The organism is Halomarina halobia (genome assembly GCF_029338575.1).
Classification (GTDB): Archaea; Halobacteriota; Halobacteria; order Halobacteriales; family Haloarculaceae; genus Halomarina; species Halomarina halobia.
Genome location: NZ_CP119993.1, coordinates 793980 through 820504 on the forward strand (window position 1 = coordinate 793980; position 26525 = coordinate 820504).

Sequence of the window (26525 nt, forward strand, 5' to 3'; positions counted from 1 at the left end):
ACTTCCCCCACCGCCCCCTCCATTGATATCTCTCTACCCCTTCACCACCAGTGTGCAATACTACGAAGACGTGGAGGTCGGAGAAACCGAGGAATTCGGAGAGTACCAGTTCGACAAGGAGGAGATCATCGAATTCGCTGAGAAGTACGACCCACAGCCCTTTCACACCGACGAGGAGGCGGCTCGTGAGTCGGTATTCGGCGAACTCGTCGCGAGTGGGTGGCAGACTGCCGCAGTGTGTATGCGAATGCTCGTCGACGGCTACCTTCGGGACCAGGCGAGCATGGGTGCACGTGGCGTGGACGAACTCCGCTGGTTGAAGCCAGTGAAACCGGGCGACACGCTCCACATTCGGGCCGAGATCGTCGACAAACGACTCTCCGAGAGCAACCCGCACCGCGGCTACGTGGACAACAAGATGGAAGGTGTGAACCAGGACGGTGAGGTCGTCATCTCTTGGATCGGCCTCGGGATGATGGAGGTGCGTGACCCCGACGTGTAGACAGATTGCGGTAGCTCGGTCGGTGACCGTCGCGTCGGGGTCGCTTCAGCGCGGACGGTTCTGAAGGCGACTCGATAGGGTGGTCACGTTCAAGAGCCCCCGACAGCGCCGCTTTCGAACAGCGCGTCGATTTCGGCTTGCTCGAAGCCAAACCGCCGCAACACGTCACTCGTCTGTCCGCCTCGTTTGGGAGCCTCGCTCGTTGTACCCGAGAGGCCGTGGTGAACCTCCGCAGGGTAGCCGATCTTCGGGAACCCCTCACTGTCGGTGTTGATGACGCTGCGGTTCCTGAGGTGTGGGTCGTCAAGCGCCTCGTGCGGCGTGTTCACCTTCCCGATCATGACGTCCTTCTCGCCGAGTTCGTCTTCCCACTCCGCGAGGTTCTGCGACCGGAACACATCGCGCAGTTCGTCGCGCACGGCTTGTCGGACCGACGCGTCGTCGGACTGGTGTTTCTCGACGAGCTCCGGTTTATCTATGGCCGCACAGAGATTCTCCCAGAACTTCGGCTCCAGCGCGGCCAGCGTCAGGTATCGACCGTCGCTCGTCTCGTAGACGTCGTAACAGGGGTACAGTCCCGTCAGGTTCGTCTCGCCAGGGCGCGGGTCCTCGCCGGCGTTCGCCAGCGCCCCGACCGCCTGCGAGAACGAGAGGACGGCGTCCGTCATCGAGACGTCGAGATAGTTCCCGCCGGCGTTCCCCAATTCACGACTGAGCAGCGCACCGACGATGCTGAGCGCCGAGAACACGCCGCCGGCCATGTCGCCGATGGGATAGCCGGTGATCCGGGGGCGCTCGCTCTCGTCACGACGCGTCATGTCGACGAGCCCGGCGAAGCCGGCGTAGTTCAGGTCGTGGCCGACCCGTTCCCTGTACGGTCCGGACTGCCCGTACCCGGACAGCGAGCAGTAGACGATGTCGGGATTGCGTTCTACGACGTCCTCGTACCCGATACCCAATCGGTCGACGACTCCGGGGCGGAACTGCTCGAAGACGACGTCTGCTTCGGTCGCGAGTCGCAGGAACGTTTCTCGACCCTCGTCGGACTTGAGATCGAGCGTGATGCTCTCTTTTCCCTGGTTGATCGCCGCGAACATCGCACCGTAGTCGCCTTCTACGGTCGGTTCGGAGTATCGAGCGTAGTCGCCGCCGTTCGGCGCTTCTACCTTGATGACGTCCGCGCCCATCTCGGCGAGCAGTTGTGTTCCATACGGGCCGGGCAGTAGGCGTGTCAAGTCGAGTACCGTGATGGACTGCAGGTCCATGTGACTCCCCGACGTACACACAGATAATAAAGCCCAGTAGTGGTCGTCACGTTTCAGCGACGCGGTTTGAGAGTCCCTGTTCGAGGTTACCCACCCGCCAGACCCCGTCGGTGGCGATGGACGTGGATGACCGCGCCTTGAGGGGGCTAGTCGGTCACTCGCGTAACTGCGCCCGCTTTATTTTCCCGCTCGCGGTCTTCGGAAGCTCGTCGATGCTCTCTACCTCGCGGGGGTACTCGTGTTTCGAGAGGTTTTCGCGTGCGAACTCGCTGATCTCGTCTCGCAACTCGGGGGACGCCTCCTGACCACCGACGAGGGTGACGAAGGCTTTCACGATCTCCCCCCGTGTTTCGTCTGACTTCCCGACGACGGCGGCCTCCTGGACGGCCTCGTGGTTGAGCAGCGTCGCCTCGACTTCCTCGGGACCGATGCGGTACCCCGACGAGATGATGACGTTGTCCGCACGGCTCACGTACCAGTAGTAGCCGTCCTCGTCCCGACGGGCCAGGTCGCCCGTCCGGAGCCACTGTCCGGTGAACGTCTCGAGGGTCTTCTCGGGTTGCCCCCAGTACCACCCGAAGTCGCCCTCTTCGCGCCGGACCGCGATCTCGCCAGTCTCGCCCTGTGGAACCGCCTCCCGCTCGGGGTCCAACAGCGCCACCTCGTAGCCGGGAGTGGGCTTCCCCATGCTCCCGGGTTTGACCTCCCAGTCATCGAAGGCGAAGTTGCAGATCGCCATGCCCGCCTCGGTGAGACCGTACGCGTCCTGCGGGGGCGCCCCGAGTCCCTCCTCGCACCACCCGACGGTGTCCTCGTCGAGGGACTCGCCCGCGGAGATTAGCACTCGGAGGTCGATGTCCCACTCTCGAAGGTCGATACCCGCCGCCCGCGACTGCCGAAGCGCCGTCGGCGGAATCATCGTGTTGTCGACGTCCCACGCTTCGAGCGTCTCGAAGAACGTCGTCGGGTCGAATTTCCCGCGGTAGCACCCGATCGCCGTCCCTCGGAGTCCGGACATGATGGTCCCCATAGTGAGACCGTAGGACCACGACGGGGACGCGGCGACGAGGTAGACATCGTCGGGACGGATGTCGGCGACGTACTCGGCGTAGGCGTGGAGTTCGACGACGCCGCCATGCGTCGACGGGACACCCGAAGGGTGTCCGGTCGTCCCCGAGGTGTACGTCAGCGAGTAGGGGTCGTTCGGGTGCGTCTCGACGGCCTCGAATGCCCCGTCCTCCTCGCGCACGACGTCGTAGTCGTCAACGACGACGTCACCCAGGACGTCGGCCACGTCGCCGACGGTGACGACTCGCTTGAGGTCCGGGAGGTCCCCGTCGACTGCCTCGCTGCCGGCCGCCCCTGCGAACAGCACGGCTGCGCCGGAGTCCTTGAGGCGGTAGTTGAGCGCGTCCGGGCCGAACACCGGTGCGAGCGGCACGTATATCCGTCCCGCTTTGACGCTGCCGAACACCACCGCGTACAGTTCGAGTTGCGTCGGCAGTATCGCCGCGATGCGGTCGCCACGCTCGGTGTGAGTCTCGAGGTAGTTCGCAACCCGATTGGCGGCGGCGTTCAGTTCCGCGAACGTGTACGTCTCGGTGTCACCACTCTCGAAGTCACGGATCCTGAGCCCCGTCTCCTCCGAGTCGACGTGTCGACCGAGTGCCTCCTCCGCGATATTCAACGACTGTTTGTCACCCACGTGAACGTGTTCGTCCCAACTCTGTTCGACGTCGTACTGGTCGTACACTGCTTCGTAAACGCTGGAATATGTCATACGTTATCAGATATTTCGGACCGGAGTATAGATCTTATGCCGGGTCGTCCTAATGTGTCTCGCCTCTCCAGTGGATGTCAATTCAGTCGTCCTCACTGCGCCTCCTGGCTCGGGGAATTCGACGACCGGACGTCGCGTCGGCCCGATAAGCGTTGTCGAGCGATGCTCACGGGGAAGGAACGTCTCGCCGTCGACGAGCCACGGGTCGAAGCCTCGAAGATGCGTGCGCCTCGAACTCTCGGTTTGCGAACCGGAACCGATTTCATTCGGTTTCGCACCACGGTAGGTGGGTACATAGCGATCATCGGCTGAACCGGCGACATCGGCGAGGGACTGGCGCTTCGCTACGCCGCCGGCACAAACCACCGAGTCACTGTCGGCTCACGCGACGCGAGAAAAGCAGCTGACCGCGTACAGGACTACCGGACGCGCCTCTCGGAGCGCGGCCCCTAGCGAGAGATCGACCGCGTCGAGAACGCCACGGCGGCCGACGGTGCCGACGTCGTGGTCCTCGCAGGCGGCAACCGTCGTCGGCACCGGCACGTCGGTGTCCGCGAGCGCGGACATGACGCGATACTCCCGGAGCACGTCGTGAGCCGCGTCGGCGGTCTCCCCGGCGGAGGGGCGCCGGAGGACGAACTCGGCGTCCCCCCCCCGACGAACAGTGTCTCGTTCGAGTGCCCGGCCTGGTGGTACTCGACGGTGAGCGGCCCACCGGGCCCGACCTCCGCTTCGAGGAACCGAGCCAATCGTTCCTCGTCGTACCGTCGATCGAGGTACTCGCGCTGGTCGGCCATCGCTGCGCCGAAGGAACCTCGAGAGTGCGGTCGTCAGCGCCGCAGTCGTGTGACACGATACCGCTTCGTACGACAGCCCGTTATACGTTCAGTCGATGTCCGCCGGTCGTCCCGGTCGCTACCGACCCTCGAACTCGGGCTCGTAGTCGTCTTCCGCGAACGCTCGCGCCCCTTTTTGGTGGTCCTCGGTGTCGAGTAGCGGTTCGAACCGACGGCGGTCGTACGAGCGCCCCTCGTCGAGACCGATCTGGGTCGAGACGTTCGCGGCGTCCTTGATGGCCTGGATTGCCAGCGGCGGCTTGGACGCGAGCGTCTCGGCGAATCCCTGTGTGGCCTCGTCGAGGTCCTCGTCATATACGCGGTTTACGATGTCCAGTTCGTGAGCGCGTTCGGCCGAGAGGTGGTCGCCGGTCATCGCCACCTCCTTCGCCGCCGACGGGTTGGCTAGTCGACTGATGTACTGGACGCCGCCAGCCCCCGGGATGAGCCCCAGGTCCACTTCCGGAAGTCCGAGGCGGGCGTCGGTGTGGGCGAACCGGAAGTCACAGGCCATCGCGGTCTCGAGACCGCCACCGAGGCAATATCCACGGATTTTCGCGATGATCGGCACCGGGAACTCCTGGACGAACTGATAGTGGTGGCGCTCCGAGGATTCGCCGGGCGACGCCTCGCTGAACTCCGTGATGTCCGCACCGGCACAGAAGTTCCCCTCGGCCCCTTCCACGACGACCGCACGCAACGCGATACCCTCGGCGTCCTCGTTCTGGGACTCCAGCCACCGTAGTCCCTCGACGATGTCCCGTCGAAGCTGGTCGCTGAGCGCGTTCAGCGCGTCGGGGCGGTTCAGCGTCAGGTACCCAACGTGCGTCTCCTCGTCGAACTCCGCGTCGACCGTGTCGAACTCCTCCATGGATGCGCATATCAGAGGTAGAGTATAGTTCTACTGGACGAGACACCGTCGCCCTGCGAGATGAACGCTCGCCGTCGTTCGGCCGACCGCCGACCCAGTTCGAGAGTAATCGCCAACGTCCGGACGCCGGCAAGTGAGACGACGGGGAGGAAACGAAGCCGTGTTACCGTTCGGCGAGCCGTTCCTCGATGAGTCGGTCCTGGTGATACTCGGGGGACCCCAGGAAGTTTCGCCACGCCTTGGCCTGTTTCAGGTAGATATGCCCGTCGTAGTCCCAGGTGAACCCCATCCCGCCGTGGTTCCACATGTCGTCGCCGAATACCCGGTGGAGTCGGTCGGCGGCGTAGGCCTTTAGCGCCGAGACCGAACGGGTCGCGTCGGGTTCGCCCGCTTCGAGCGCCCAGGCCGCGTAGTACACCAGCGACCGCGCGCTCTGCATCTCGATCCACATGTCCGCGATGCGGTGCTTGACCGCTTGGAACTTGCCGACCGGCTGGCCGTACTGCTCCCGCTCGTTACCGTGTTCCGTCGACAGTTCGACCGCCCTGTCTGCCGCGCCGACGAGCATCGCGCAACTCGCGACCGTGTACCGGTCGGCGGCGGCGGATAGCGCGTCTCCAGCCTCGTGCAGGTCACCGAGCAGGGCCTCCTCGCCGACTGTGAGGTCCGAGAACGTCACCTCGTACATCGGGCGCGTCCGGTCGAGGCTGTCGAGTTGGTTCGTCTCGACCGCCTCCTCGTCCGTGCCGACGACGAACAGCGAGATGCCGTCGTGGCCGGGCCCGTCGCGGGACCGGCCCGCAACGATCAGGTGGTCGACCTCGCCGCCGTAGGGGACGAGTGTCTTCGTCCCCGAGAGCCGGTAGCCGTCATCGGTGCGGTCGACGTCGAGGTCGACCGCCCCAGGTAACGACTCGTTGCGGTCGTCGTAGAGCGCGAACGAGAGCGTTCGATCGCCCTCGGCGACGGCGGTGAGGTGGCGTTCGCGCTGATCGCCGGTGCCCAGTTCGTCGAGGAGCGGGACGGCGAACGCCGCCGTCTCCGGGAGCGGACCGGGCAGCGCGTACCGGCCGGTAACCTCCAGCAGCGCGGTCAGGTACACCATCCCTTCGCCGAACCCGTCGTACTCCGGCGGGACGGTGATGGCGGTGTAGTCGAGGTCGGCGAGGTCGCTCCAGAGGTCGTCGACGACGCTCGCATCGCCGTCCATTCGTCGCCGCGCCAGTTCGATACCGCCCTCGGATTCGATGAACTCGCGGGCCGTCTTTCGGATTCGTTCCTGCTCGTCGGTGAGTGTTGCGTCCATGGTGATTACGTTCTGTGGCTCTCCTGGCTCTTGTCGTCTTTCGGTAGTCCGAGTACCCGCTCACCGATGATGTTGCGCTGGATGTCGCCCGTCCCGGCGGCGATCCACGAACCGTAGGAGCCGAGGTAGTCGTCGGCGAGTCGCCCGTCGTTCGGGCCGTCTTCCCAGAGGGCCGTTTCGGGGCCGAGGACGTCCATCGCGACGTTTGTGAGGTCGTTCCTGAGTTCGTCGGCGACGACCAGGTCCATCGACCCTTCGGGGCCGGGCGTGCCGGTCTCGCTGCGTTCGCTGACGTTCCGGTAGTGAGAGACCTTCGCGGCCTGGACCCGCGCGTCGAGGTCCGCGAGTTTGCGGCGGACGCGAGCGTCCTCGATCAACGGTTCCCCGGCTCTGGTCTCGGTGCGACAGTACTCGAGGAGGTCGAGGTAGTTCTGTTCGATGGAGAAGATGGTCGTCGTGCTGTGTTCGAACGCCGAGAGCGTCATTACCACCTCCCAGCCGCGACCGACCTCGCCGACGATGTTGTCGGCGCTGGTCACCGCGTCGTCGAAGTACACCTGGTTGAACCCTTCCTCATCGCTGGCCTGGTGGATGGGGTCCATCGACACGCCTTCCTGGTCGATGTCTACCAGGAGCGTCGTGATGCCCTCGTGTTTCAAGCCGGAGTCGTCCGTCCGCGCCACGAGGAAACACCAGTCGGCGTACTGAGCGTAACTCGTCCATATCTTCTGCCCGTTGATGACCCACTGGTCGCCCTGCTTCTCGGCTCGGGTGGTGAGACTAGCGATGTCCGACCCGGCGTCGGGTTCCGAGTAGCCCTGACACCAGATCTCCTCGCCGCTCAGGATGTTCGGCACGAACCGCTCTTTCTGCGCCTCGGTGCCGGCCGCGACGAGCGTCGGCCCGACGAAGTTGATGCCGATGACGTTGATCTGTGGCGGTGCGTTCGCGCGCGCCATCTCCTCGCGGTAGATGGTCTGTTCGATGAGCGACGCGCCGCGGCCGCCGTACTCTTCGGGCCAGTGGACGCCCGCCCACCCGCCGTCGTAGAGCGTCCGTTGCCAATCGCGAAGGAACTGTTCGCGTTCGTCACCCTCCAACATCTCCCGTTCACCGTCTCGCCAGCCCGCCGGTAGGTTCTCCGCTAGCCACTCGCGGAGCTCCCGCCGGAACGCCTCGTGTTCGTCGTCGTACTCGAAGTTCATAGTTTCCTTGAACCGTGATACCTCGTGACGGGGCGAGCGCAATAAATGTGCACGTCGGAGCGGGCGTTCGACCGTCGAGGAGTGACGCGACTCCGGCGACGGTCCAGTGTCGTTTCCACGGTCCAGCGTTGGCGGATGACCGCGTTCCCTCCACGTTTGACGGCGTTTTTCTCACATACCCCGCTCTGCGCCTGCGTTCCCCCATGTTGCCGGCAGAATTTGCTCGACGAGCGACAACACTCCATCCAATTGTGGCGAACGCGGTCGTCGGCGTTAGAGAGGGCTACGTACCGGTCTACATGGCCGATACACCTATTCGACCCCCGGAGACGGTCGAGTCGAACGAGCGACATGGTCGCTGACATTCGGATTTGTGGGTGATACCATCTCTCGTTCGATGGCGTCGAGGCGTGTCGTCCGAGTGCGTTGGACAGTGAGCGTTTGCTGACGTACAGATGCCCCGCTACCGTCCCGCCATCTCCACCCACGGGTGCGTCCGGGTACCGTGCCTGGGTGTCGACCGCACGGAAATAGCGGCCGTTCCGGTCCGGAGACGATTTCTGCGGTCGGTCCGCCCACACCCCCAGGGGTTCGGGGGGGATTCGACGTCACACGCCTCGGACTCGCGGAACTTCTCTGCACCCGCACCGCGTCCCGTGACACGCTCCCCGGACCGATCTCACGAACCCTGCTCTATCTATTTATAACAATACTATGTTTGTGACTTGAACGCCGTCGGTCGATGCTTCGGATCCATCGTCTCTGCATTCTGCATAACAGAGCCACGTCTGTGATTCAGGAAGGCCAACGCGCCTGTTCGTTGTCCCGGCAGATCGCACTTTGGGAGGATCTCCAGCAGAACCACATAGTGTTGTTTGGCAACATTGAACGTGGTTCGTCGCTCACGGAGTCGGCGTAGCTGTCGAGGGGTCGGATTCTCCCCGTTCACCCCGTATTAGGAGCTGTCTGCGTCGGAGCTGGGAGGTTTCGATGTTCCGACGGCATTCGAAGGGGTTGAACAGAGGCTGTTAGTGGACGTCACGCACCTTCGTACCCGTACCTGGTCGAGACGGGAGCCCGTGGTCGTCCGACGTCTTCCATCGCTCGAACGCCGACCGTCCCGTCGTGTTCGGCCCGTCGACGACTGAAACTGCGACGGCTTCATTACCATTCCCCTAGATGTATCAGCTATGGGTACTGCGGAGACAGCGATGCATGACATGGTTCGCGAGACCGTCCGCGACGTTGCCGGTGAGTTCGACCGGTCGTACTGGCGCGAGCACGTCGACGAGAAGCGATTCCCCGAAGAGTACTGGCAGGCGCTCGCCGACGACGGCTGGCTGGGCGTCGCCATCCCCGAGGAGTACGGTGGCGAGGGCCTCGGGATGGAGGAGATGGCCATCGTCATTGAGGAACTCGCGCGCGCCGGCGGGCAAGGCGGTATCATCTTCATCCTAACGCCCGTCTTCGGCGGCATCGGCATCACCCGCCATGGCACCGAAGAGCAGAAAGCGGAGTACCTGCCGAAGATCGCGGACGGCGAGATGCGCTTCTGCATGGGCCTGACCGAACCGCGCGCCGGGACGAACACGCTCAACATCGACACCTACGCCGAAAAGGAGGGACACGAATTTGTCGTCAACGGAGAGAAGACGTTCATTAGTAGCGTCGAGACGGCCGACGAGATGCTACTCGTTGCCCGGACTAGTGGGTTTGACCCCTCGAATCCGACTCACGGCGTCTCACTGTTTCTCGTTCCGGATCCTGCAGATCAGAACAGCGTCTCCCTGTCAACGCTCGACACGGCGGTTCCCTGGTTCGAAGACCAGTATCAGGTCCATTTCGACGATCTGCTGATCCACGAGGAGAATGTTCTCGGTGAGGAGGACGAGGGATTGCGCTTACTATTCGACACCCTCAACACTGAACGCATCGCCGGCGCGGCGAGCGCACTGGGCGGCGGTCTCCGAGCAGTGGACCTCGCAGTGGAATACGCGAACGACCGGGAGGTATTCGGCCAACCAATCGGCGCCCATCAGGCTATCCAGCATCCCCTCGCCGACTCGTACGCGAAACTCCTCTCGTCTCGGGAACTGTTGTACAAAGCCGCGCGGAAGTGGGATGCGGGCGAGGACTGCGGAATGGAGACGAACGCCGCTAAGTTGCTCACCAGCGAGTTCGCCACCGAGGCCGCCGACCGGGCGATCCAGACTCACGGCGGTAACGGGTTCACCCGCGAGTACGAGGTGTACGACATCTGGCAAAACGCGCGAGTGACCCAGACGGTTCCCGTCTCCAACGAGATGGCGAGGAACTACATTGCCGAACACCACCTCGGTCTCCCACGGTCCTACTGACCGCCTGTCATCGAGTTCCAGGAGGGGCAACGCGGACACTCCGAGAACACAGCTATTTGTAGGGTGGCTGATTAACGAGCGCTATGCGTGGACTGACCTTCGGTCACGTCGCGGAAACGAACGCACGGAAGTATCCCGACGGCGAGTGCCTCGTCGTTGAGACGGCGGCGAGCACCGAGCGACTCACGTTCTCCGAGTTCAATCAGCGAGCCGATCAGGCCGCTCGCGTCCTTGAGGACTTCGGTATCGAGAAGGGCGACCGGGTGGCGGTATACATGCAGAACAACGTCGAGACGCTGGAGACGTACTACGGCGCGATGAAACTCGGTGCGCTCCCCATGCCCGTCAACCACCGGTTCAAAGACCGGGAGGTCCGTTACGTCCTCCGGGACAGCGGGGCCGAACTCATCGTCTTCGACGACGATGTCGCGGACACCGTTGGGACGCTTGTCGACCAAGACACGCCGGTCGACGAGTTTCTCCACGTCGGCGACGAGCGCCCTAACTACGCCGAGGACTTCACGGCCGCCCGCAAAGCAGCCTCGACTGATCGGGTCGAGGTCGTCCCCGGCCGCCTTGATAACGCTGCGCTAATGTACACTAGCGGGACGACCGGCGATCCGAAGGGGTGCGTCCTCACTCACGACAACCTCATCCAGAACTCGGTCAACACGGTGTACAGCGCTGGGTTCGAAGAAACCAATGACTCCTTCCTCGTCGTCACCCCGTTGTTCCACATCGCGGCGTTCGGGCTGTTCAACAATACGTTCTACACCGGGTCGAGGTCATACGTCGTTGAGGATTTCGATCCGGTCCGAACGATGGAGATCATCGAAGCAGAGTCGATCACCGGCTCGTTCTTCGTCCCGACGATGAGCCGCGCACTGTTAGCCGTCGACGACTTCGACTCCTACGACGTCGCTTCATTTCAGTATTACATGACCGGCGCGGCCCCTTCGGGCAAGGAACTAAAGGCGGCAGTCACCGAGGCGTTCGACGCGGAGTTTTACGAAGTATTCGGCCAGACGGAAATGTCGCCGGTTACGACCATCCTCCACCCGGAGGACGCGCTCCGAAAACCCGGCAGTATCGGCAAGCCAATCATCAACGTCTCACTGAAAGTTGTCAACGAGGAGGGTGAGGAGGTTGTACAGGGCGACGTCGGCCGGGCGGCGTACAAGGGGCCAACGGCGTTCCGAGAGTACCTCGGGATGCCCGAGAAGACCGCAGAGGTGTTCGACGACGGGTGGTTCGTCTCCTCAGACCTCGTCCGCCGCGACGAGGACGGCTTTTTCCACTTCGTCGGCCGCGCCGACGACATGCTCATCACCGGCGGCGAGAACGTCCACCCCGCCGAGATCGAAGAGGTACTCCACGAACACGAATTGATCTCTGAGGCGGCTGTCGTTGGGGTCCCTGACGAGAACTGGGGCGAGCGCGTCAAGGCTGTAATCGTCCTCGAAGACGGTGCGACGCTTACTGCGGAGGAGGTGACCACGTACGTCGAGGCACGACTCGCGGATTTCAAGAAACCCCGCGAGGTCCAGTTCCGCGACGACCTCCCGCGCAACCCGACCGGGAAAGTCATCAAAGCGCAGTTGGAGTAACGCGGCGGAGCGAGGTCACTAGTCACCACAGCAGTTCCGTCGGCCTACTGTCCGAGACCCTCCTGTCCGGCGATGGTGTTGAGCTGGATCTCGTCGGTCCCCTCGACGATGCGGAAGATACGTGCTTCATGAAGTCGGTCCATGAGACCGTTCTCCTCGGCGAGACCGTTGCCGCCGTGGATCTGTACGACGTCGTCGGCGACTTCCCAGAACGTGTTTGTGGCGAACCACTTGAGAACCGAGGAGTCGGCAATCGCCTGCTCGCCCTGGTCGATAGTCCAGGCACAGCGTAGCCCGGCAGCGTCAGCCGCGTACGCCTTTGCGCGTCCCTCTGCAATCTTGTGCGAGACGCCCTGGAACTCTCCAATAGGCCGGCCGAACGCTTCGCGCTCATTGGCGTACTCGATTGCCTGGTCGAGCAGCCATTCGGTGTTACCAATCGCCTGTGCGCCGATTTCGACACGTCCAAGCGAGAGAAAGCCCATTGCCTCGTAGAATGCGTTGTCGACCTCTCCGAGGACGCGCCCGTCACTCAGTCGCACGTTATCGAAGTGAACCTCCGCTTGGAGACCTTCCGACCCGACGGCGTTGTTGAGCGTACCGATGTCGTACTCATCTGCCTCGATGAGAAAGCAGGTGATACCGCCGTAGCGACCGGCTTCCTCCTGTGGTGTCGTCCGCGCGAACACCTGCAGGAAGTCGGCGTACGGCGCGTTGGTTATCCACTGCTTCGTCCCGTTGAGCACCCACTCGTCACCATCACGTTCGGCGCGCGTCGCCATGTTCGGCGAGTCCGAGCCGACGCTAGGTTCTGTTTGACCGAATCCCGTCGACTTCTCGGCGCGGACGACGGGATCGAGGTAGCGCTCGATCTGCCCGCCCTCGGCCTGTGCGAGCAGTGGTTTCGGTCCCTCGGGGCCGGCGAGCACCTGCTCAGTCAGCGGCGTACCCTTCGACGCGAGGTGTTTGTTGGCTTGATACCATGTGACCGTCGAGACGTTCTCACCACCGACATCTTCCGGCAGGTTCATCGCGTAGAATCCTGCTTCCGCGCTCTTCTGGCGGACCTCCTGAATCGCCTCGATGACCTCGTCGGTCAGTCGACCGTCAGGTTCGTGGCCGAGGCGGGGGTTGGTTAGCGTTTCCCCCAACTCGTCGGCGATAGGTGCGACCTCCTGTTCTACGAAGTCATCGAGGCTCTGCTGGATGAGGCGCGTCTCCTCGTCGGTATCAAACGCGACGCCCGAGGCGCCGCCTGTAGCTTCTGCCATGCTGTGGTACCTACGTGCGTGAGCGGACACATAATTCCTCTTCTCCTCGTCCCGGCTGGCGTCCGTATCCGGGCCGGGCAAACTATTCGGAAATACAACACGAACACTAAAGCCTGTCGAGACAAACCGTTCACTTATGCAGGACGCGTACATCGTTGACGCGGTCCGTACCCCCTTCGGGAAGCGCGACGGTTCGTTCCGTGACACGCATCCACAGGACCTCGCGGCGGAACCGCTGGTGGCACTGGAAGAGCGCAACGGTTTCACGGGGCCAGACGACATTGAAGACGTCATCTACGGCTGTGTCGATCCAGTAGACGAGCAGGCGAACAACATCGCACGGCTCGCACCGATGATCGCCGGATGGGGCGACGACGTCCCGGGCGTCCAGCTCGACCGGATGTGCGGATCGGGCCAGCAAGCGATTAACTTCGCCGCGGGGCAGATTCGCTCGGGATTCCATGACGTCATTATCGCGGGCGGTGTCGAGCATATGACCTGCGTCCCGATGGGGTCGGCTGGTAATAGTATCGCCAACAGCTACTTCGAGTACTTCGACGAGTTGACGACTCAGGGAGAGGGTGCCGAGCGCATCGCGGCCAACGGTGGATACACTCGTGAGAAGCTCGATTCCATCGCCGTCGACTCCCAGCATCGCTGGGGTGAGGCTGCCGAGAGCGGTAAGTACGACGAGCAGGTCGTCCCGGTCGAGGTCGAACTGGACGGCGAGCACGTTATGGTCGAACAAGACGAACACCCACGACCCGAGACGGACGTCGAGACGCTCGCCGAACTGCCCCTCGCCTTCCGCGAGAAGGGTAACGGTGTCATCCACGCAGGCAACTCCTCGGGTATCGTCGACGGATCGGCTGCTACGCTCGTCGCATCCGGCGACGCTTGCGAGGAGCACGACTGGGAGCCGAAAGCCCGCATCGTCGATACGCACGTCGTCGGTGTCGACCCGGTGACGATGCTCAGGGGGCCAATTCCCGCGACGAACGAGTTGCTCGAAGAGAACGACCTTACGGTCGACGACATCGACCGCTTCGAGGTGAACGAGGCGTTCGCCTCCGTCGTATCGGCGTGGCTCGCGGAGACGGGGGCAGACTGGGAACGGACGAACGTCTGGGGCGGCGCCATCGCCCACGGTCACCCGCTCGGTGCGACCGGAGCGGCGCTGCTCGGGAAATTGCCCTATCAGCTCGAGGAATGCGACGGTCGGTACGGCGTCTGCACCATGTGTATCGGGTTCGGCCAGGGCATCGCCACCCTCGTCGAACGCGTCTAACCCCTCGTCGACCGAGTTACAGCTTTCTTGTCGATCCGGCGTGGCCGAGTGGCCAACTCCACTTTCGACCGGACGGCGACGCACCGGTTGACAGAGCCCGGAAGCCGTACACGAACAGTCGGAGCTGTCTCTTCTACTATGGCGTCACCACGATCCTCAACGGCGGGGCCGTGGCGGCCTCACCGACCGGAATTTGCCAAGGGAGTCGAAGCGGGGTCCGTCATCCGCTCCGGTAACACACTCACTCCGGCAAACTACACGCGCTCTCCTCGCACGGTCGGAGGTTCTCGCCGGCCTTCGAGACGGTGAGAATCTCGCGAGTCGGGAACGACTTTTCCCCCCACCAGCCCTCCTTGCTCTCGACCGTCTCTGAGACGCAGATGTTGGCGGTCGCCTGGTGGTCGCACTCCCGCAGGCGGACTTCGCCTGTCGGTCCCTGGACGCTCATCCCTTCGAGCGCGGAGACGAGCGCCGCGGAATCGGCAGAACCGGCGGACGTGCCCGTCTCACTGGCAGCCTTCGCGGCCAGGCGCGTCGCGAGGTACGCAGTCGTGGACCACGTGTCGGGCACTGCGCCGCCGTTTTTCTCCATGTACCTGTTGACGAACTCACGGTTGACATCGGTGTCCTGCTCGAAGTAGTAGCCCGCGCCGTACGTGCCGACGGCGGCCTGCCCAGCACCCTTCATCACGTCGACCGAGTTCAGGATGAGGACGTCCATCTGGTCCATCAGCCCGAAGTTCTCCATCTGCTTGGTCGCGTTCACTGCGTCGGAACCGGCGGCGCGAACGCAGACGAGATCCGCGTCGGAGCTCGCCACCTTCTGAATCTCCGTCGAGTAGTCCGTCGCGCCCAGTTTCGGCCACACCTGCTGGACGACTTCGCCACCGTTCTGCTTGGCGACTTCGACGAACCCGCCGACGCTCGCGCGCCCCCACGAGTAGTCAGCCCCCATCGTCGCGAACGACTTGCCGAGGTTCTGCATCGACCACTCGGCCAGCGCCCGCGTGTTCTGGTACGTGCTCCCAATGGTCCGAAACGTGTGGCGATTACAGTTCTCCCCGGTGAGTGGCTCTGCGGCCGCGCCAGTGATGATGAGCGGCGTTCCGCTCTGCTGGGCGTGTTCCGACACCGCCGCCGCGACGGCCGAACTGTTCGTCCCGACGAGCACATCGACGTTCTCCTGGTCGGTCAGTTCACGGGCCCGCTGTAGCCCCTTTGTCGGGTCGAGTTTCGTATCGAGAACGCCGACGTTCTCGATGGTGACGTCCATCTCCGAGCCGATCTGTTCGAGTGCGACTTCAGTGCCCCCGACCTGATACTCACCGAGGCTGGAGTACGGGCCGCTGAGCGGGTAGAGGAACCCAACCTTGAGTGACGCGCTGCCGGATCCACCGCCGTCGGTCCCGTTCGAACTACTGCCGTTCGACTGTCCAGTGCCGCCTCCACCCCCGCCACCGGCTTGTTCACTCGTACACCCCGCCAATCCCATCAACCCGCCCACGGTCGCTCCCGACCCGATTCGACGCAACACTGTTCGTCTGGATCGTTCTCTCGTTCCCATCGTTATGGTGTGCGATAGCTTGTCACAACGTTACTAAAGTGTTTCGACAGTGGCGACACGAACGCCACTCGGCGACAGGTGACGGAGAGATGGACGTGGCGGAGAGATGAATTCGTCACACACGCACGAGCACAGGGCGCTACTCGCGGCGGGTGAAACGGTATATGTCGTCGGCCCGCACGATTGCACGGATGAACTACCACGACCGACGGACAGGCGATGCACGCTCCAGGGTCTGCCGCTCGGACGACGGGGACGGGCGACCGTGGACCGCGGCGAGAACGGAGGAGTACCGTGGCCGCTGAAGAGGACTCGATACGACCGTTCGAGGTTGACGTTTCCGACGAGGCCGTCGCCGACCTCCGGGAGCGACTGGCCAACGCGCGCTGGCCCGACGACCCGCCGGTCGACGGCTGGGGGTACGGAACCGATCCGACGTACCTCAAGACGCTGTGTGAGTACTGGCGCGAGGAGTTCGACTGGGCGGCGTTCGAGCGCCGGTTGAACCGGTTCGACCAGTTCACGACGAATGTCGACGGCCAGCGGATTCACTTCTACCACGTGCGTTCGCCCGAACCGGACGCCGTTCCGCTGCTGTTGAGTCACGGCTGGCCCGGGTCGGTCGCGGAGTTCCTCGACGTCCTCGGCCCGCTGAGCGACCCGGCGGCCCACGGGGGCGACGTCGGAGACGCGTTCCACGTGGTCGCACCGTCGCTGCCGGGGTACGGGTTCTCGGGACCGACCGACGAACCGGGCTACGACGCTCGGCGGATCGCCGACGCGTTCGACGACCTGATGGACCGCCTCGGCTACGACCGCTACGTCGCCCAGGGGGGCGACTGGGGTGCGCTGATCACCGCGATACTGGGGGCGACCCGCCCGGACCGTGTGGCCGCGATTCACGCCAACCTCCTGTTCGTCGCCCCCTCCCAGTTCGACGACCCGACCGGGATGCTCGACGAGGACGGGATGGCAGACTACCGGGCGACGAAAGCGGCCCGCGAGGGGGAGACGGGGTACCAGGCGATACAGTCGACGAAACCGCAGACGCTGGCGTACGGACTCACTGACTCGCCGGTCGGTCTCGCGGCGTGGATCGTCGAGAAGTTCCGGACGTGGAGCGACTGCGACGGCGACGTCGAGTCGAGTTTCGAACGAGACCGACTGCTCGACAACCTGAGCGTCTACTGGCTGACGGGGACGATCAACTCCTCGATACGGCTGTACTACGAGACGGAGTTCGCGAAGGCCGTCCCCGAGAGCGTCGACGTCCCGACCGGCCACGCCCGCTATCCGGTCGAGGTGTCGCGGACGCCTCGAGCGTGGGCCGACGCGGTGTACGACATCGACCACTGGGTCGACATGCCCGAGGGCGGTCACTTCGCCGCCATGGAGGTACCCGACCTGTTCGTGGACGACCTCAGGGAGTTTTTTGCCGATCACCGTGAGGTCGACGGCGCGGACGCCGAAGACGACAGAGCGGCGTAAGTCGACGGAGCGGGACCTACGTCGGGCCCTGACTCGCCTCGGCTTCCGAGAGGTCGTCAAGTGCGAGCCAGTCGTCGGCTCCACGGGCGAAGGCGTACGGGGCGAATACGTCCGGGTCGACCGTCTTGAGCACTGTCTGACTCGACGCCAGGTCGGCCTCGATGTAGGCAGCCCCGCGGGTCTCCTCGACCGCTACGTCACCCAACGGGTCGTGTGCGGTCCGACCGAGCGTCACCGATCCGGGACCGGTCTCGAAGCGGTGGAGGTCGCTCTCGAAGTCGACGCGAACCAGCGTCGGGTCGAACTGGAACGCTCGGCCGGTCGCGTCGGGCAGGTACTTGTAGTGAAACACCGTTCGCGGCGCGGGGGTCGCGTCCCGTCGTGTCTCCATCGTCGCGTCGACGTCGAGGAGGTACTCGTCGTGCCGGGCGACCCGACCGGCGACTTCGTCGCCGTCGCGGTCCAGTCGGACGGCGGCCCGCTTCTTCGGTTCGCCGAACAGGTCCCGACCCCACCGGACCGCGGCGTCCGTCGACATCGGCATCCACAGGCAGTAGAAGCCGACCGTGCCCTCGTGTTCAGCCTGGACGTACAGTCCACCGCCCGCGAACGACCCGACGCAGTTGCTCCGACCGACTTCGACGACCTCCGCTTCGACCAGCGGTTCGTCGGTCGGTGTCAGTCCCGGGGGAAGGACCTCCTCGACGACGTCAGGTCGGGTGAGATACCTGACTGAGACCGACCGGGTGTCGACGAACCGGTTCTCCGCCATCCGGTCTCGAATCGCGGCGACCTCGGCGTTCGACCGTACGAACCCCGTCATCGCTCGTCGCCTCCCGTCGTGGTAGTGAGCGCTCCGTCGACCCGAGGCGGGGGCATCTCGCCGTCGCCGGCCGCGCTCACTGATGAGGCGGGAGTCACGACTCCTCTCCCGGGTCGTGGTCGTACACCTCGCGGGCCCGCTCTGCCGAGACGTACCCCAACCGGACGTCGCGTTCGACGAGCGCCGGGTCGCGCTTCTCCGGGTCGCCGTACCCGCCGGGCGTGGCGGAGATGAACGAGAGCGTCTCATTGGGACGGAGCACGCCCGGACCGTTCAGTGCGACGTCGTCGCCCGCGTCGGAGGAGACGGTCGCCGGCCGGCCGGGGGTGCCCCCGCGGAACCCCTCGGGGCCTTCGTCGGCCCGGCCGGAGGTGAGGCTGTAGTAAACCGGTCGGTCGGTCGGGTTGTGGATGGCGACCCGCATCGCTGGGCCCGAGCGGTGCTCGCCGGCTCCCTCGCGGTCCGGGACCATCTCGGTCGTCTCCCACCGGATGGGGCCGTAGCGTTCGAACATCTCGATCGGCGTCGACTTGCCGTTGTACGGGAAGAAGACCGCCGGCGTCCCGTCCTTGTCCGCGCGAGCCGGCATCCCGCCGGCGGTACCGGAGACGGCGATGAACTCCTCGCCGTTTTCGTCCTGTCCGCTGAACGCAGCGAGCTGGATGCCCGCCATCTCGCTGAGCGCCGACTCGGGGACGACTTGCCCGAGAGCGCGGATAAGTGCGTCTTCGGCCTGCGAGTACGTCAGGTGGCGCCCCATCGTCGCCACGGGTCGGTCGCAGTTGAGCGCCGAGCCCTCGGGGGCGCGGACCTCGATGGGTCGGAAGTACCCCTCCGAGTTCGGAAGGTCGGGCACTAGCATGCACTTGACGATGTACTCGGTGACGGTAACGACGTTCCCGAACGGGCAGTTGATACCGCCGTCGACCTGGTCGGACGTGCCCTCGAAGTCGACGAGCAGGTCGTCGCCGTCGACGGTGACGGCAACCGCGATAGTAACATCCAGGTCGTTGACCGCGAACGACACCTCGCTCTCGTACGTACCGTCGGGCAGGTCCGCGAGTCGCTCGCGGAGCGCGCGCTCTGAGCGGTCGATGACCTGTTCGGTCACCCGGTCGAACGTCTCGCGCCCGTACTCCTCGACGACCTCCGTGAGTCGGCGCTCGCCGAGGGTGTTGCCCGAACGGAGCGCTTCAATATCGCCCATTGCTTGGTGGGGGATGCGGACGTTACTCCTGACGAACCCGTCGACCGCGTCGTTGCGCTTGCCGGCCTCGTAGAGCTTCGTCGGCGGTATCAACAGCCCCTCCTCGTACACCTGGCCCGCGTCGGTCGACCAGCCGCCACGATTGCCGCCGACGTCGTCGGTGTGACCGAGTGCCCCCGTTATTCCGACCAGTTCGTCGTCGACGTACACCGGGTTGAGGACGACGACGTCCGAGAGGTGGCCGCCGCCGATCCACGGGTCGTTCGTGATGATGGTGTCGCCCGGTTCGAGGTCCTCGGGCGGGAAGTGCTCGTCGAGGATCGTCCGCGTCGTCCGCGAAAGGCTTCCCGAGAGGACGGGGACGCTCTGGGCGGAGAGACCGATGGCCTCCCCGTCGGCGGTCATCACCGCCGTCGAGGCGTCGGCCGCTTCGCGGATGCTGAACGAGAACGCCAGCCGTTCGGTAGCGTCGTACATCTCGTCGGCGGTCGCCTGCAGACGGTTCCACAGCACTTGGGTCTCCAAGTCGCTCGGCGTCGTATCGACGTTGCTCATGGCTGTCTCCCGTCGAGACGGTCGTCGGCGCATGCGGAAATCGACTCATCGGGGGCGGACTCGTTTGTGAACATCTCGATCGTGCGTACCTTCATCACACGGCCACCTATAGCTCACGCCTATCTCGATCTCGTAATACATCTATGTCTAACATTTACGGCGGTGCGTTCGTGAGGTATCGACGCGTTCGACGCCCCGCCGGATGAACTGGTCGTCTGGCCAGGACGAGTACAAGGGCAACAGTTATATTTCAGGTGTGAGTTAGCACGGCACAGTATCCGGCCTCGCGGCCTCAGTTCGGCCGCGGTCGAACGGTAGTGGGCCGTTGGACTATCCACCGTCACGCACTCGGACCGATCGAGACACCGCGTAGCGGTTACTCGCCAGGGAGCGCGACCAACTCAGCGCCGAGCGAACCATGTTCAAAGCGTTCGCCGACCGCATCGCTGCGCCGGAGATCAGACGGCCGACGGTCGCGGTTCTGCCGTCGAACAGTTTGCCGCTCGTCGACGGCGCTCGATGCGCCGGAACGGACGCTATCAGGCGAGCGTACCGCGAGACGATGATGACCCTCGACCACTACGAGGAGGTGTGCGACGAGATCGATATGCGCGCTAAGCCCCCGTGCCGATGGTCAACAGCCCGAACTCCTCGACCGTCTTGGGGGTTCGGCTCCACTGCTCGACGTTGGTCGACCAGCCACCACGGTTGCCGTCGCCGTCGTCCGTGTGGCCGAACATACCGGCGATGCCGACGAGTTCGCCGTCGCTGAATCGGGGTGAGCACGGCGAAATCCGAGAGGTGGCCCGCGCCGATTCACGGGTCGTTGGTGACGATGGCGTCGCCCGGTTCGAGGCCTTCCGGCGGGAAGTTGTCCTCGAGCACGGTCTACGTCGTCGACGAGAGCGCCCCCGAAAAGACCGGGACGCTCTTGTTCGAGAGGCCGATTACCTCCAGTCGGCGGCCATCACTGTTGAGCAAATGTCGCTACCACTCCGAATAGACAGCGGGAACACGAGGCGCTTACCGGTCTCGTACATCTCGTCTGCGGTCGCGCGCAGACAATTCCACAGCACCTGCGTCTCGAATTCGTCGACGCTTGGCGGGGTTCGTTCGTTGGTCGTCGTGAGTGCTCAGTCGTGCAGATCGATGGTGATGTCGTAGTTCTCCGCGACCGATACCGTCGAATCCGGGTCGGCGACCACCGTCGTCTGGTCGGCTTCGACGACAACTGGGCCGTCGAGTTCGCTGCCGGCGTCGAGGTCGACCCACCCGTAGATGTCGGTGTCGACCGACCCGTACTCGTCGCCGAAGTAGACGCTCCGCTGGTCCGGTTCCGAAGCGTCACCGTCCGGCGACGCGAGTTGGGCGACCTCCGTCTCGTCGGTGGTTTCGCGGAGTTCAAGGCGGTAGTTCAGCACCTCGACCGGAAAGTCGAGGGGGTCGCGGTTAAACTTCTCACGGTAGGTGCGTTCGAACGCCTCGCCGGCGACCTGGGGGGTGACCTCGTTGATGTCGTAGCCCGGCAGTGGGACCTTGATCTCGTGGCCCTGATTGACGTGGCGCATGTCGAGGCTGAGCCTCGCCTCCATCCGGTCGTCCGGTACGTTCGCTCGCGAGAGGACGTCCTCGGCCTCCTCGTAGAGTGGTTGGAACTGGCGTTCGAACGCCTTCCGGTCGAGCACGTCGACGACCGACTGGTTCGTCGAACTGGTCTCGTAGAGCCGTGGGGCCTCAGTCAGCCCGATGGACGACCCTACCCCCGCACCGAACGGGCAGATGACGGCTCCGAAGTCGAGTTTCCGGGCGATGCGGAACGCGTGTGACGGTCCGGCCCCGCCGAGGGCGGTGATGTTCAGCCCGCGCGTATCGACGCCACGACTCGCAGCGTGTCGACGGAACGCCGTCGCCATGTTCTCGTTGACTACCTCGAAGACTCGCCAGGCCGCGTCGGTGACCGATACGTCGAGCGGGTCGGCGAGTTCGTCCTCGAAGATGGACCGGGTCCGCTCCGCGGCGAGGTCCATCCGGCCGCCGTAGAACGTCTCGGGGTCGAGGTAGCCCAGTAGGAGCGACGCGTCGGTCACCGTCGGCCGGTCGCCGCCCTGGTCGTAGCAGATGGGGCCGGGATCAGAGCCCGCGGACTCGGGACCGACCTCGACGAGGCCCGCGTCGTTGACGGAAGCAACCGACCCGCCGCCGGCACCGATCTCGGTGAGGTCGACCTGCGGGGAGATGATATCGTAGCCGCTGCCCTCGCGGAATCGGTGGACGCGGGCGACGTCGGTCTGGTACTTCATCGAGACGGCCCCGTCGCGGACGATAGCCCCCTTCGCCGTCGTCCCGCCCATGTCGAACGAGAAGATGTCCTCGTAGCCGTGGTCGGCACTGAAGATACGCGAGGCGAGGACGCCTGCGGCGGGCCCGGATTCGACGAGTCGAATCGGCTCTCGTTTTGCCGTCTCGATGTCGACGACACCACCGCTGGAGGTCATCAGGTAGACCTCGCCGTCGAACCCCTCGTCGCGCAGTTCCGCGCGCAGGAAGTCGAGGTACTCCGAGACGACCGGTGCGACGTAGGCGTTGATGGCCGTGGTCGAGGTCCGTTCGTACTCGCGGATGACTGGGACGACGACGGAGGAGAGCGAGACGTTCACGTCCGGGTACGTCTCGGCGAGGACGTCCCCGACGACCCGTTCGTGGTCGTCGTCGACGTACGAGTGTAACAGCGACACCGCGATGGAGTCGACGCCGTGGTCCTCGACGAGTATCGCCGCACGCGACTGGACCTCCTCTCGGTCTAGGGGTCGGACTACCTCGCCGCTGTCGTTGAGTCGTTCGTCGAGTTCGAGTCGTCGGTCGCGGGGGACGAGCGGGTCTGGATACTCCATTCCCCAGTCGAACATGTCGTAGCGCGACCCGCGACGGAGTTCGAGAGCGTCCCTGATGCCCTTCGTCGTCAGGAGGCCCGTCTTCGCACCGGTCTTCTCGATGAGTGTGTTCGAGACGAGCGTGGTCCCGTGGATGACTGTTCCCACCTCGTCGGCGAAGATACCCTGCTCGTCCAATAGTCGTCGCGTTCCGGCGAGTGCACCGAGCGCCGGGTTGTCCGGCGTCGTCGGTTCCTTCTCGATAGTGACCTCCCGTTCCGACTCGTCGACGAGGGTGAAGTCGGTGAACGTCCCTCCGATGTCTATGCCAAGGGTGTACATGTCTTGTGGAGAATATTCACCGTCGCGCACTTAACAATTACCTGGTGATAGCGACGAGGCGGCGGCGGGTTTCCATCTGCCGTCTGTCCAACCGAATCAGCTACTCACGAGCCGTCGGTGTCGAACTCTTCGCGAAGGGACTCTCGACGCACCTTCCCGGTCGATGTCTTCGGGAGTTCGTCGAGGAACTTGATGCGGCGCGGGTACTCGTAGGGGGCCAGTCGGTCCTTTACGCGCGTTTCGAGGGTCGCTCTCAGGTTGTCGTCGGCCGTCACCCCGTCGGCGACGACGACGAACGCGTTAGGGACCTCCCCTCGCTGCTCGTCGGGGACGCCGATGACGCCGACGTCGGCGACTGCCTCGTGGCTCGCGATAGTCTCTTCGATCTCCGTGGGACTCACGCGGTACCCGGAGGTGATGATGACGTCGTCCGTGCGCCCCTCGAACGAGAGATAGCCGTCCTCGTCCATCGTGCCGAGGTCCTCGGTGAGCAACCAGCCGTCTCGGACCTTGGCGTCGGTCGCGTCCGGTTTGTGCCAGTACTCTACGAAACAGACCGGGTCGTCGGCGTAGCGGACGGCGATCTCACCTACCTCACCGTGTTCGACAGTCGGTTCGGCGGTCTCCGGGTCGACGATGGTCACCTCGTGGCCGGGCACCGCGAGACCCATCTTGCCGTGCCTGCGTTCGCGGAGCGCGGTACAGTCACCGACGACGAGGTTGACCTCGGTCTGTCCGTACGCCTCCTCGAACGACGCACCGTCGAACGTCTCGGCGACCCACGAGACGACACTCTCGCCGACCGCCTCGCCACCCGCCCCGACGGCCCGCATGGAGGTCAGGTCCCAGCGTTCGTTCGGATCCTCGACCTGCATCATCATCCGGAGGGCTGTCGGCGGGCCCCCCCAGTTCGTAATGCCATACCGCTCGACGAGGTCGAATGACGCCTCCGGGTCGAACCGGTCGGCGTCGTAGGCGACGACCGGCCGGCCGTAGAACAGCGTCGGCATCACCATCGAGAACAGCGATCCGATCCAGGACCACTCGACAGGCGTCCGGAAGACGGTCCCATCGGTGGTCCCCTCCTTCAGGAAGTTCTCGCCGAACGATGGGAGGTGTCCGAGCAACAGTCGGTGGGCGTGCAATACACCCTTCGGGTCGCCCGTCGTGCCGCTGGTGTAGATGATGATGGCGTCTTCTTCGGCGTCCGTTGGCGCTCGATCGAATGTGAGCGAGGCCTCCTGGATGATGTTCCAGTCCGTCTCCTCCGGGCGGTCGGTTTCGTCGACCGTCACGACAGTGTCGAGGGCATCGAGGTCCTCGCGAACCTCGCGGAGCGTCTCGATACTCCGCTTCCCGACGAGACAGGCGGTCGCGCTACAGTCGCCGAGTCGGTACGAGAGTGCGTCCGGCCCGAACTGGGTACTCAACGGGACGGAGACTGCGTTGAGCTTCCAGATGGCGACGTGACCGACGACCGCCTCGGGGCGCTGACCGAGACAGATGCCGACACGCTCTCCTCGCTCGACTCCGGCCTCCGAGAGGTAGTTCGCCAGTCGGTTCGCCGCGCGCTGAACGTCGCGGTAGGTCACCGTCCGGCGGTCGCCGCCGCTCGACTCGGCGTAGAGCGCAACCCGGTCCTCGTCCTCGGCCCACCGGTCACAGACGTACTCAGCCATGTTGAACCGGTCCGGTATCTCCCACTCGAACGACTCGCGGAGCTGCTCGTAGCTCTCCCAGTCGCGCTCGTAGAAGTGATAGGATTCCAATCGAGTCATGTCCTGACGCATCCCGACACTGCGTATTAACACTGTCGCCAAACGGGGACACGCACCCGTACCGGGAGGAGGGCCTTCGTCGATCGCCCCGACCGGGCCCGGCCGCCCGGGGCACTCTGTCCGAACTGCGCGACGCTGTTCGACTACGAACTAGCCCCGGAGGACGAATCCATCCGCCACGACGTGGACCTCGACGTGGACGCGCTGGCCAACCAATAAAGGGTGATGGGGACGACGGAAGCGGGTCGCCGTCCACGCGTCGTCGGTGCCGTGGTGTCGGTGCCGCGTTCGCCGACGACGCGTTCGCCGGCGGCCCGTTCGTCCTCGTCACCCGCTCGTCGCGTCATATGAAGTCGAAGAGGTGGCCGGCGACGCGGCGTTTCTGAATCTCTTCTGCGCCCTCGGTGATGCGGTAGCGGCGGTGGTGGCGGTAGATGTGCTCGAACGGCTTGTGACGACTGTAGCCGACGCCGCCGTGGATCTGCATCGCGCGGTCGGCCGCCCGACAGACGAGGTTGTTCGCAGTGTAGTTACACATCGCGACCAGTTCGCTCACCGACGACCCCGACTCGGTAATCATCTGGCCCTCGTCGTCGAGCGCTGCGGCGGTCTTCCGGACGGTGTTGCGCAGCATCTCGGCCTCCGTATGGAGTTCCGCGAGCGGGAACTGAATCGCCTGCCGGGTGGCGAGCGGTTCGCCCCACGTCTCTCGTTCCTTGGCGTACTCGACCGCCTCGTCGATGCAGAACTGCGCCGCGCCGAGGCTGGCGGCCGCCTGACGGATGCGACTCTCGTGGACGAACCGCTGGGCGACGTGTAACCCCCGTCCCTCCTCGCCGACGATGGCACCGTCGGGGACGCGCACGCCGTCGATTGATACCTCCGCGTGGTCGGTCGGCATGTTGAATGTCCACCAGAAGTACTCCACCTCGAACCCGTCGGCGTCGGTCGGGACGAGGAAGGCGGTGATGCCCTCCGCGTCGCCGTCCTCGCCGCTCGTCCGGGCGAACACGAGGTCGAAGTCGGCGATGTGCATCCCGCTGTTCCAGCGTTTCGCGCCGTCGATGACCCACTCGTCGCCGTCGCGTTCGCCGGTCGTGTCCATCCACGTCGCGTCCGACCCGTGTTCGGGTTCGGTGAGGCCGAACGCGACGAACACGTCGCCGGTGATGACGTCCTCGATGAGTTCCTGTTGCTCCTCGGTACCGAAGCGGTCGAGGATCTGTGGGAACTGGTGGTTACCGACGATCGACGCCTCGCTCTGGAGGACGTTGTGGAGGCCGGGGCCCTTGCTGGCGAGGTGTTCGCGGATGATAGCCATCCCGAGATTCGTCCCGTCCATGCCGCCCATCCGCTCGGGGAGGGCGTACCGGTAGAACCCCGCCTCGTCGGCGCGACGGCGCATCTCGGCGAGCAGGTCGTCCCACTCCTCGGCCGGCGCGCCGCCCGCCTCCCAGTCCGTTCGGGCGTGTTCGCGCCGCTCGTCGAAGAACTGTTTGTGCTCCTCTTCGAGCGGGTCGATCTCCTCCTCGATGAATTCGTCGAGGTCGTCGAGCAGTTCCTGCGTCTCCTCCGATGGACCGAACTCCATAGGGGTCGTTACGTCCTTC

The 26525-nt window shown here is 64.5% G+C and carries 19 protein-coding genes and 2 pseudogenes; 7 read left to right on the top strand and 14 right to left on the bottom strand.

The genetic code is table 11. The annotated features are described in order from the left end of the window. The first annotated feature begins 52 nt into the window (after window positions 1–52). The gene (locus tag P1K31_RS19125; protein ID WP_276305961.1) at window positions 53–502 is read left to right on the top strand and encodes a MaoC family dehydratase; all 450 of its coding nucleotides are present in this window, start codon (window positions 53–55) and stop codon (window positions 500–502) included. Window positions 503–591: 89 nt separating this feature from the next. Here the strand turns inward: P1K31_RS19125 and P1K31_RS19130 are convergent, their stop codons facing one another. The 6 genes from P1K31_RS19130 to P1K31_RS19155 form a co-directional block, all read right to left on the bottom strand. Next, the gene (locus P1K31_RS19130) at window positions 592–1767 is read right to left on the bottom strand and encodes a CaiB/BaiF CoA transferase family protein (protein WP_276305962.1); all 1176 of its coding nucleotides are present in this window, start codon (window positions 1765–1767) and stop codon (window positions 592–594) included. A 154-nt stretch (window positions 1768–1921) separates the two neighbouring features. Beyond that, complete coding sequence (locus tag P1K31_RS19135) at window positions 1922–3547, bottom strand: acetate--CoA ligase (protein ID WP_276305963.1); 1626 nt, start codon at window positions 3545–3547, stop codon at window positions 1922–1924. 381 nt (window positions 3548–3928) lie between these two features. Then, window positions 3929–4420 carry a phosphotransferase gene (locus P1K31_RS22150; protein ID WP_379801568.1) on the bottom strand — a complete coding sequence of 164 codons (492 nt, stop codon included), beginning with the start codon at window positions 4418–4420 and terminating at the stop codon, window positions 3929–3931. Between the two features lie 42 nt (window positions 4421–4462). Then, window positions 4463–5254 carry an enoyl-CoA hydratase/isomerase family protein gene (locus P1K31_RS19145; protein ID WP_276305964.1) on the bottom strand — a complete coding sequence of 264 codons (792 nt, stop codon included), beginning with the start codon at window positions 5252–5254 and terminating at the stop codon, window positions 4463–4465. A gap of 163 nt (window positions 5255–5417) precedes the next feature. Then, window positions 5418–6560: an acyl-CoA dehydrogenase family protein gene (locus tag P1K31_RS19150; RefSeq protein WP_276305965.1), complete on the bottom strand. Its 1143-nt coding sequence runs from the start codon at window positions 6558–6560 to the stop codon at window positions 5418–5420. Between the two features lie 5 nt (window positions 6561–6565). Continuing rightward, window positions 6566–7765, bottom strand: a complete 1200-nt coding sequence (locus P1K31_RS19155) for an acyl-CoA dehydrogenase family protein (protein WP_276305966.1) — start codon at window positions 7763–7765, stop codon at window positions 6566–6568. Window positions 7766–8955: 1190 nt separating this feature from the next. Here P1K31_RS19155 and P1K31_RS19160 point away from each other — a divergent pair. After that, entirely contained in the window at window positions 8956–10122 is a 1167-nt protein-coding gene (locus P1K31_RS19160) for an acyl-CoA dehydrogenase family protein (RefSeq protein ID WP_276305967.1), read from the top strand. A gap of 83 nt (window positions 10123–10205) precedes the next feature. Next, window positions 10206–11729: a class I adenylate-forming enzyme family protein gene (locus P1K31_RS19165; RefSeq protein WP_276305968.1), complete on the top strand. Its 1524-nt coding sequence runs from the start codon at window positions 10206–10208 to the stop codon at window positions 11727–11729. Between the two features lie 44 nt (window positions 11730–11773). On the opposite strand, the gene P1K31_RS19170 is transcribed toward P1K31_RS19165, so the two are convergent. After that, on the bottom strand, window positions 11774–13000 hold the full coding sequence (locus tag P1K31_RS19170; RefSeq protein WP_276306736.1) for an acyl-CoA dehydrogenase family protein: 1227 nt from the start codon (window positions 12998–13000) through the stop codon (window positions 11774–11776). A 136-nt stretch (window positions 13001–13136) separates the two neighbouring features. Here P1K31_RS19170 and P1K31_RS19175 point away from each other — a divergent pair, with 136 nt between their 5' ends. Then, a complete protein-coding gene (locus P1K31_RS19175) occupies window positions 13137–14288 on the top strand; it encodes a thiolase family protein (RefSeq protein ID WP_276305969.1) in 1152 nt (383 codons plus the stop codon). 241 nt (window positions 14289–14529) lie between these two features. On the opposite strand, the gene P1K31_RS19180 is transcribed toward P1K31_RS19175, so the two are convergent. Continuing rightward, window positions 14530–15852 (bottom strand): ABC transporter substrate-binding protein, encoded by a 1323-nt coding sequence (locus tag P1K31_RS19180; RefSeq protein WP_368410890.1) that lies wholly within the window; start codon window positions 15850–15852, stop codon window positions 14530–14532. Between the two features lie 294 nt (window positions 15853–16146). Between P1K31_RS19180 and P1K31_RS19185 the strand changes: the two genes are divergently transcribed. Continuing rightward, window positions 16147–17340 (top strand): epoxide hydrolase family protein, encoded by a 1194-nt coding sequence (locus P1K31_RS19185; RefSeq protein WP_276305970.1) that lies wholly within the window; start codon window positions 16147–16149, stop codon window positions 17338–17340. A 16-nt stretch (window positions 17341–17356) separates the two neighbouring features. Here the strand turns inward: P1K31_RS19185 and P1K31_RS19190 are convergent, their stop codons facing one another. Then, window positions 17357–18163 (bottom strand): acetoacetate decarboxylase family protein, encoded by an 807-nt coding sequence (locus P1K31_RS19190; RefSeq protein ID WP_276305971.1) that lies wholly within the window; start codon window positions 18161–18163, stop codon window positions 17357–17359. Between the two features lie 94 nt (window positions 18164–18257). Further along, window positions 18258–19925, bottom strand: coding sequence for a hydantoinase B/oxoprolinase family protein (locus tag P1K31_RS19195; RefSeq protein WP_276305972.1), 1668 nt, complete (start codon window positions 19923–19925; stop codon window positions 18258–18260). Window positions 19926–20313: 388 nt separating this feature from the next. Here P1K31_RS19195 and P1K31_RS22155 point away from each other — a divergent pair. Continuing rightward, window positions 20314–20514: pseudogene (locus P1K31_RS22155) on the top strand (DUF7260 family protein); the annotation flags it as partial. Between the two features lie 25 nt (window positions 20515–20539). Here P1K31_RS22155 and P1K31_RS19200 read toward each other — a convergent pair. From P1K31_RS19200 to P1K31_RS19210, 3 genes are all read right to left on the bottom strand, one after another. Beyond that, window positions 20540–20665 carry a hypothetical protein gene (locus P1K31_RS19200; RefSeq protein ID WP_276305973.1) on the bottom strand — a complete coding sequence of 42 codons (126 nt, stop codon included), beginning with the start codon at window positions 20663–20665 and terminating at the stop codon, window positions 20540–20542. A 393-nt stretch (window positions 20666–21058) separates the two neighbouring features. Further along, window positions 21059–23137, bottom strand: coding sequence for a hydantoinase/oxoprolinase family protein (locus P1K31_RS19205; protein WP_276305974.1), 2079 nt, complete (start codon window positions 23135–23137; stop codon window positions 21059–21061). Between the two features lie 104 nt (window positions 23138–23241). Beyond that, window positions 23242–24915: an acetate--CoA ligase gene (locus P1K31_RS19210; RefSeq protein WP_276305975.1), complete on the bottom strand. Its 1674-nt coding sequence runs from the start codon at window positions 24913–24915 to the stop codon at window positions 23242–23244. A gap of 126 nt (window positions 24916–25041) precedes the next feature. On the opposite strand from P1K31_RS19210, the pseudogene P1K31_RS22160 reads away from it, so the two are divergent. Next, window positions 25042–25134 (top strand): annotated as a pseudogene (locus P1K31_RS22160) (hypothetical protein); the annotation flags it as partial. A 124-nt stretch (window positions 25135–25258) separates the two neighbouring features. Here P1K31_RS22160 and P1K31_RS19215 read toward each other — a convergent pair. Next, window positions 25259–26506, bottom strand: a complete 1248-nt coding sequence (locus P1K31_RS19215; protein ID WP_276305976.1) for an acyl-CoA dehydrogenase family protein — start codon at window positions 26504–26506, stop codon at window positions 25259–25261. Window positions 26507–26525: the final 19 nt, after the last annotated feature.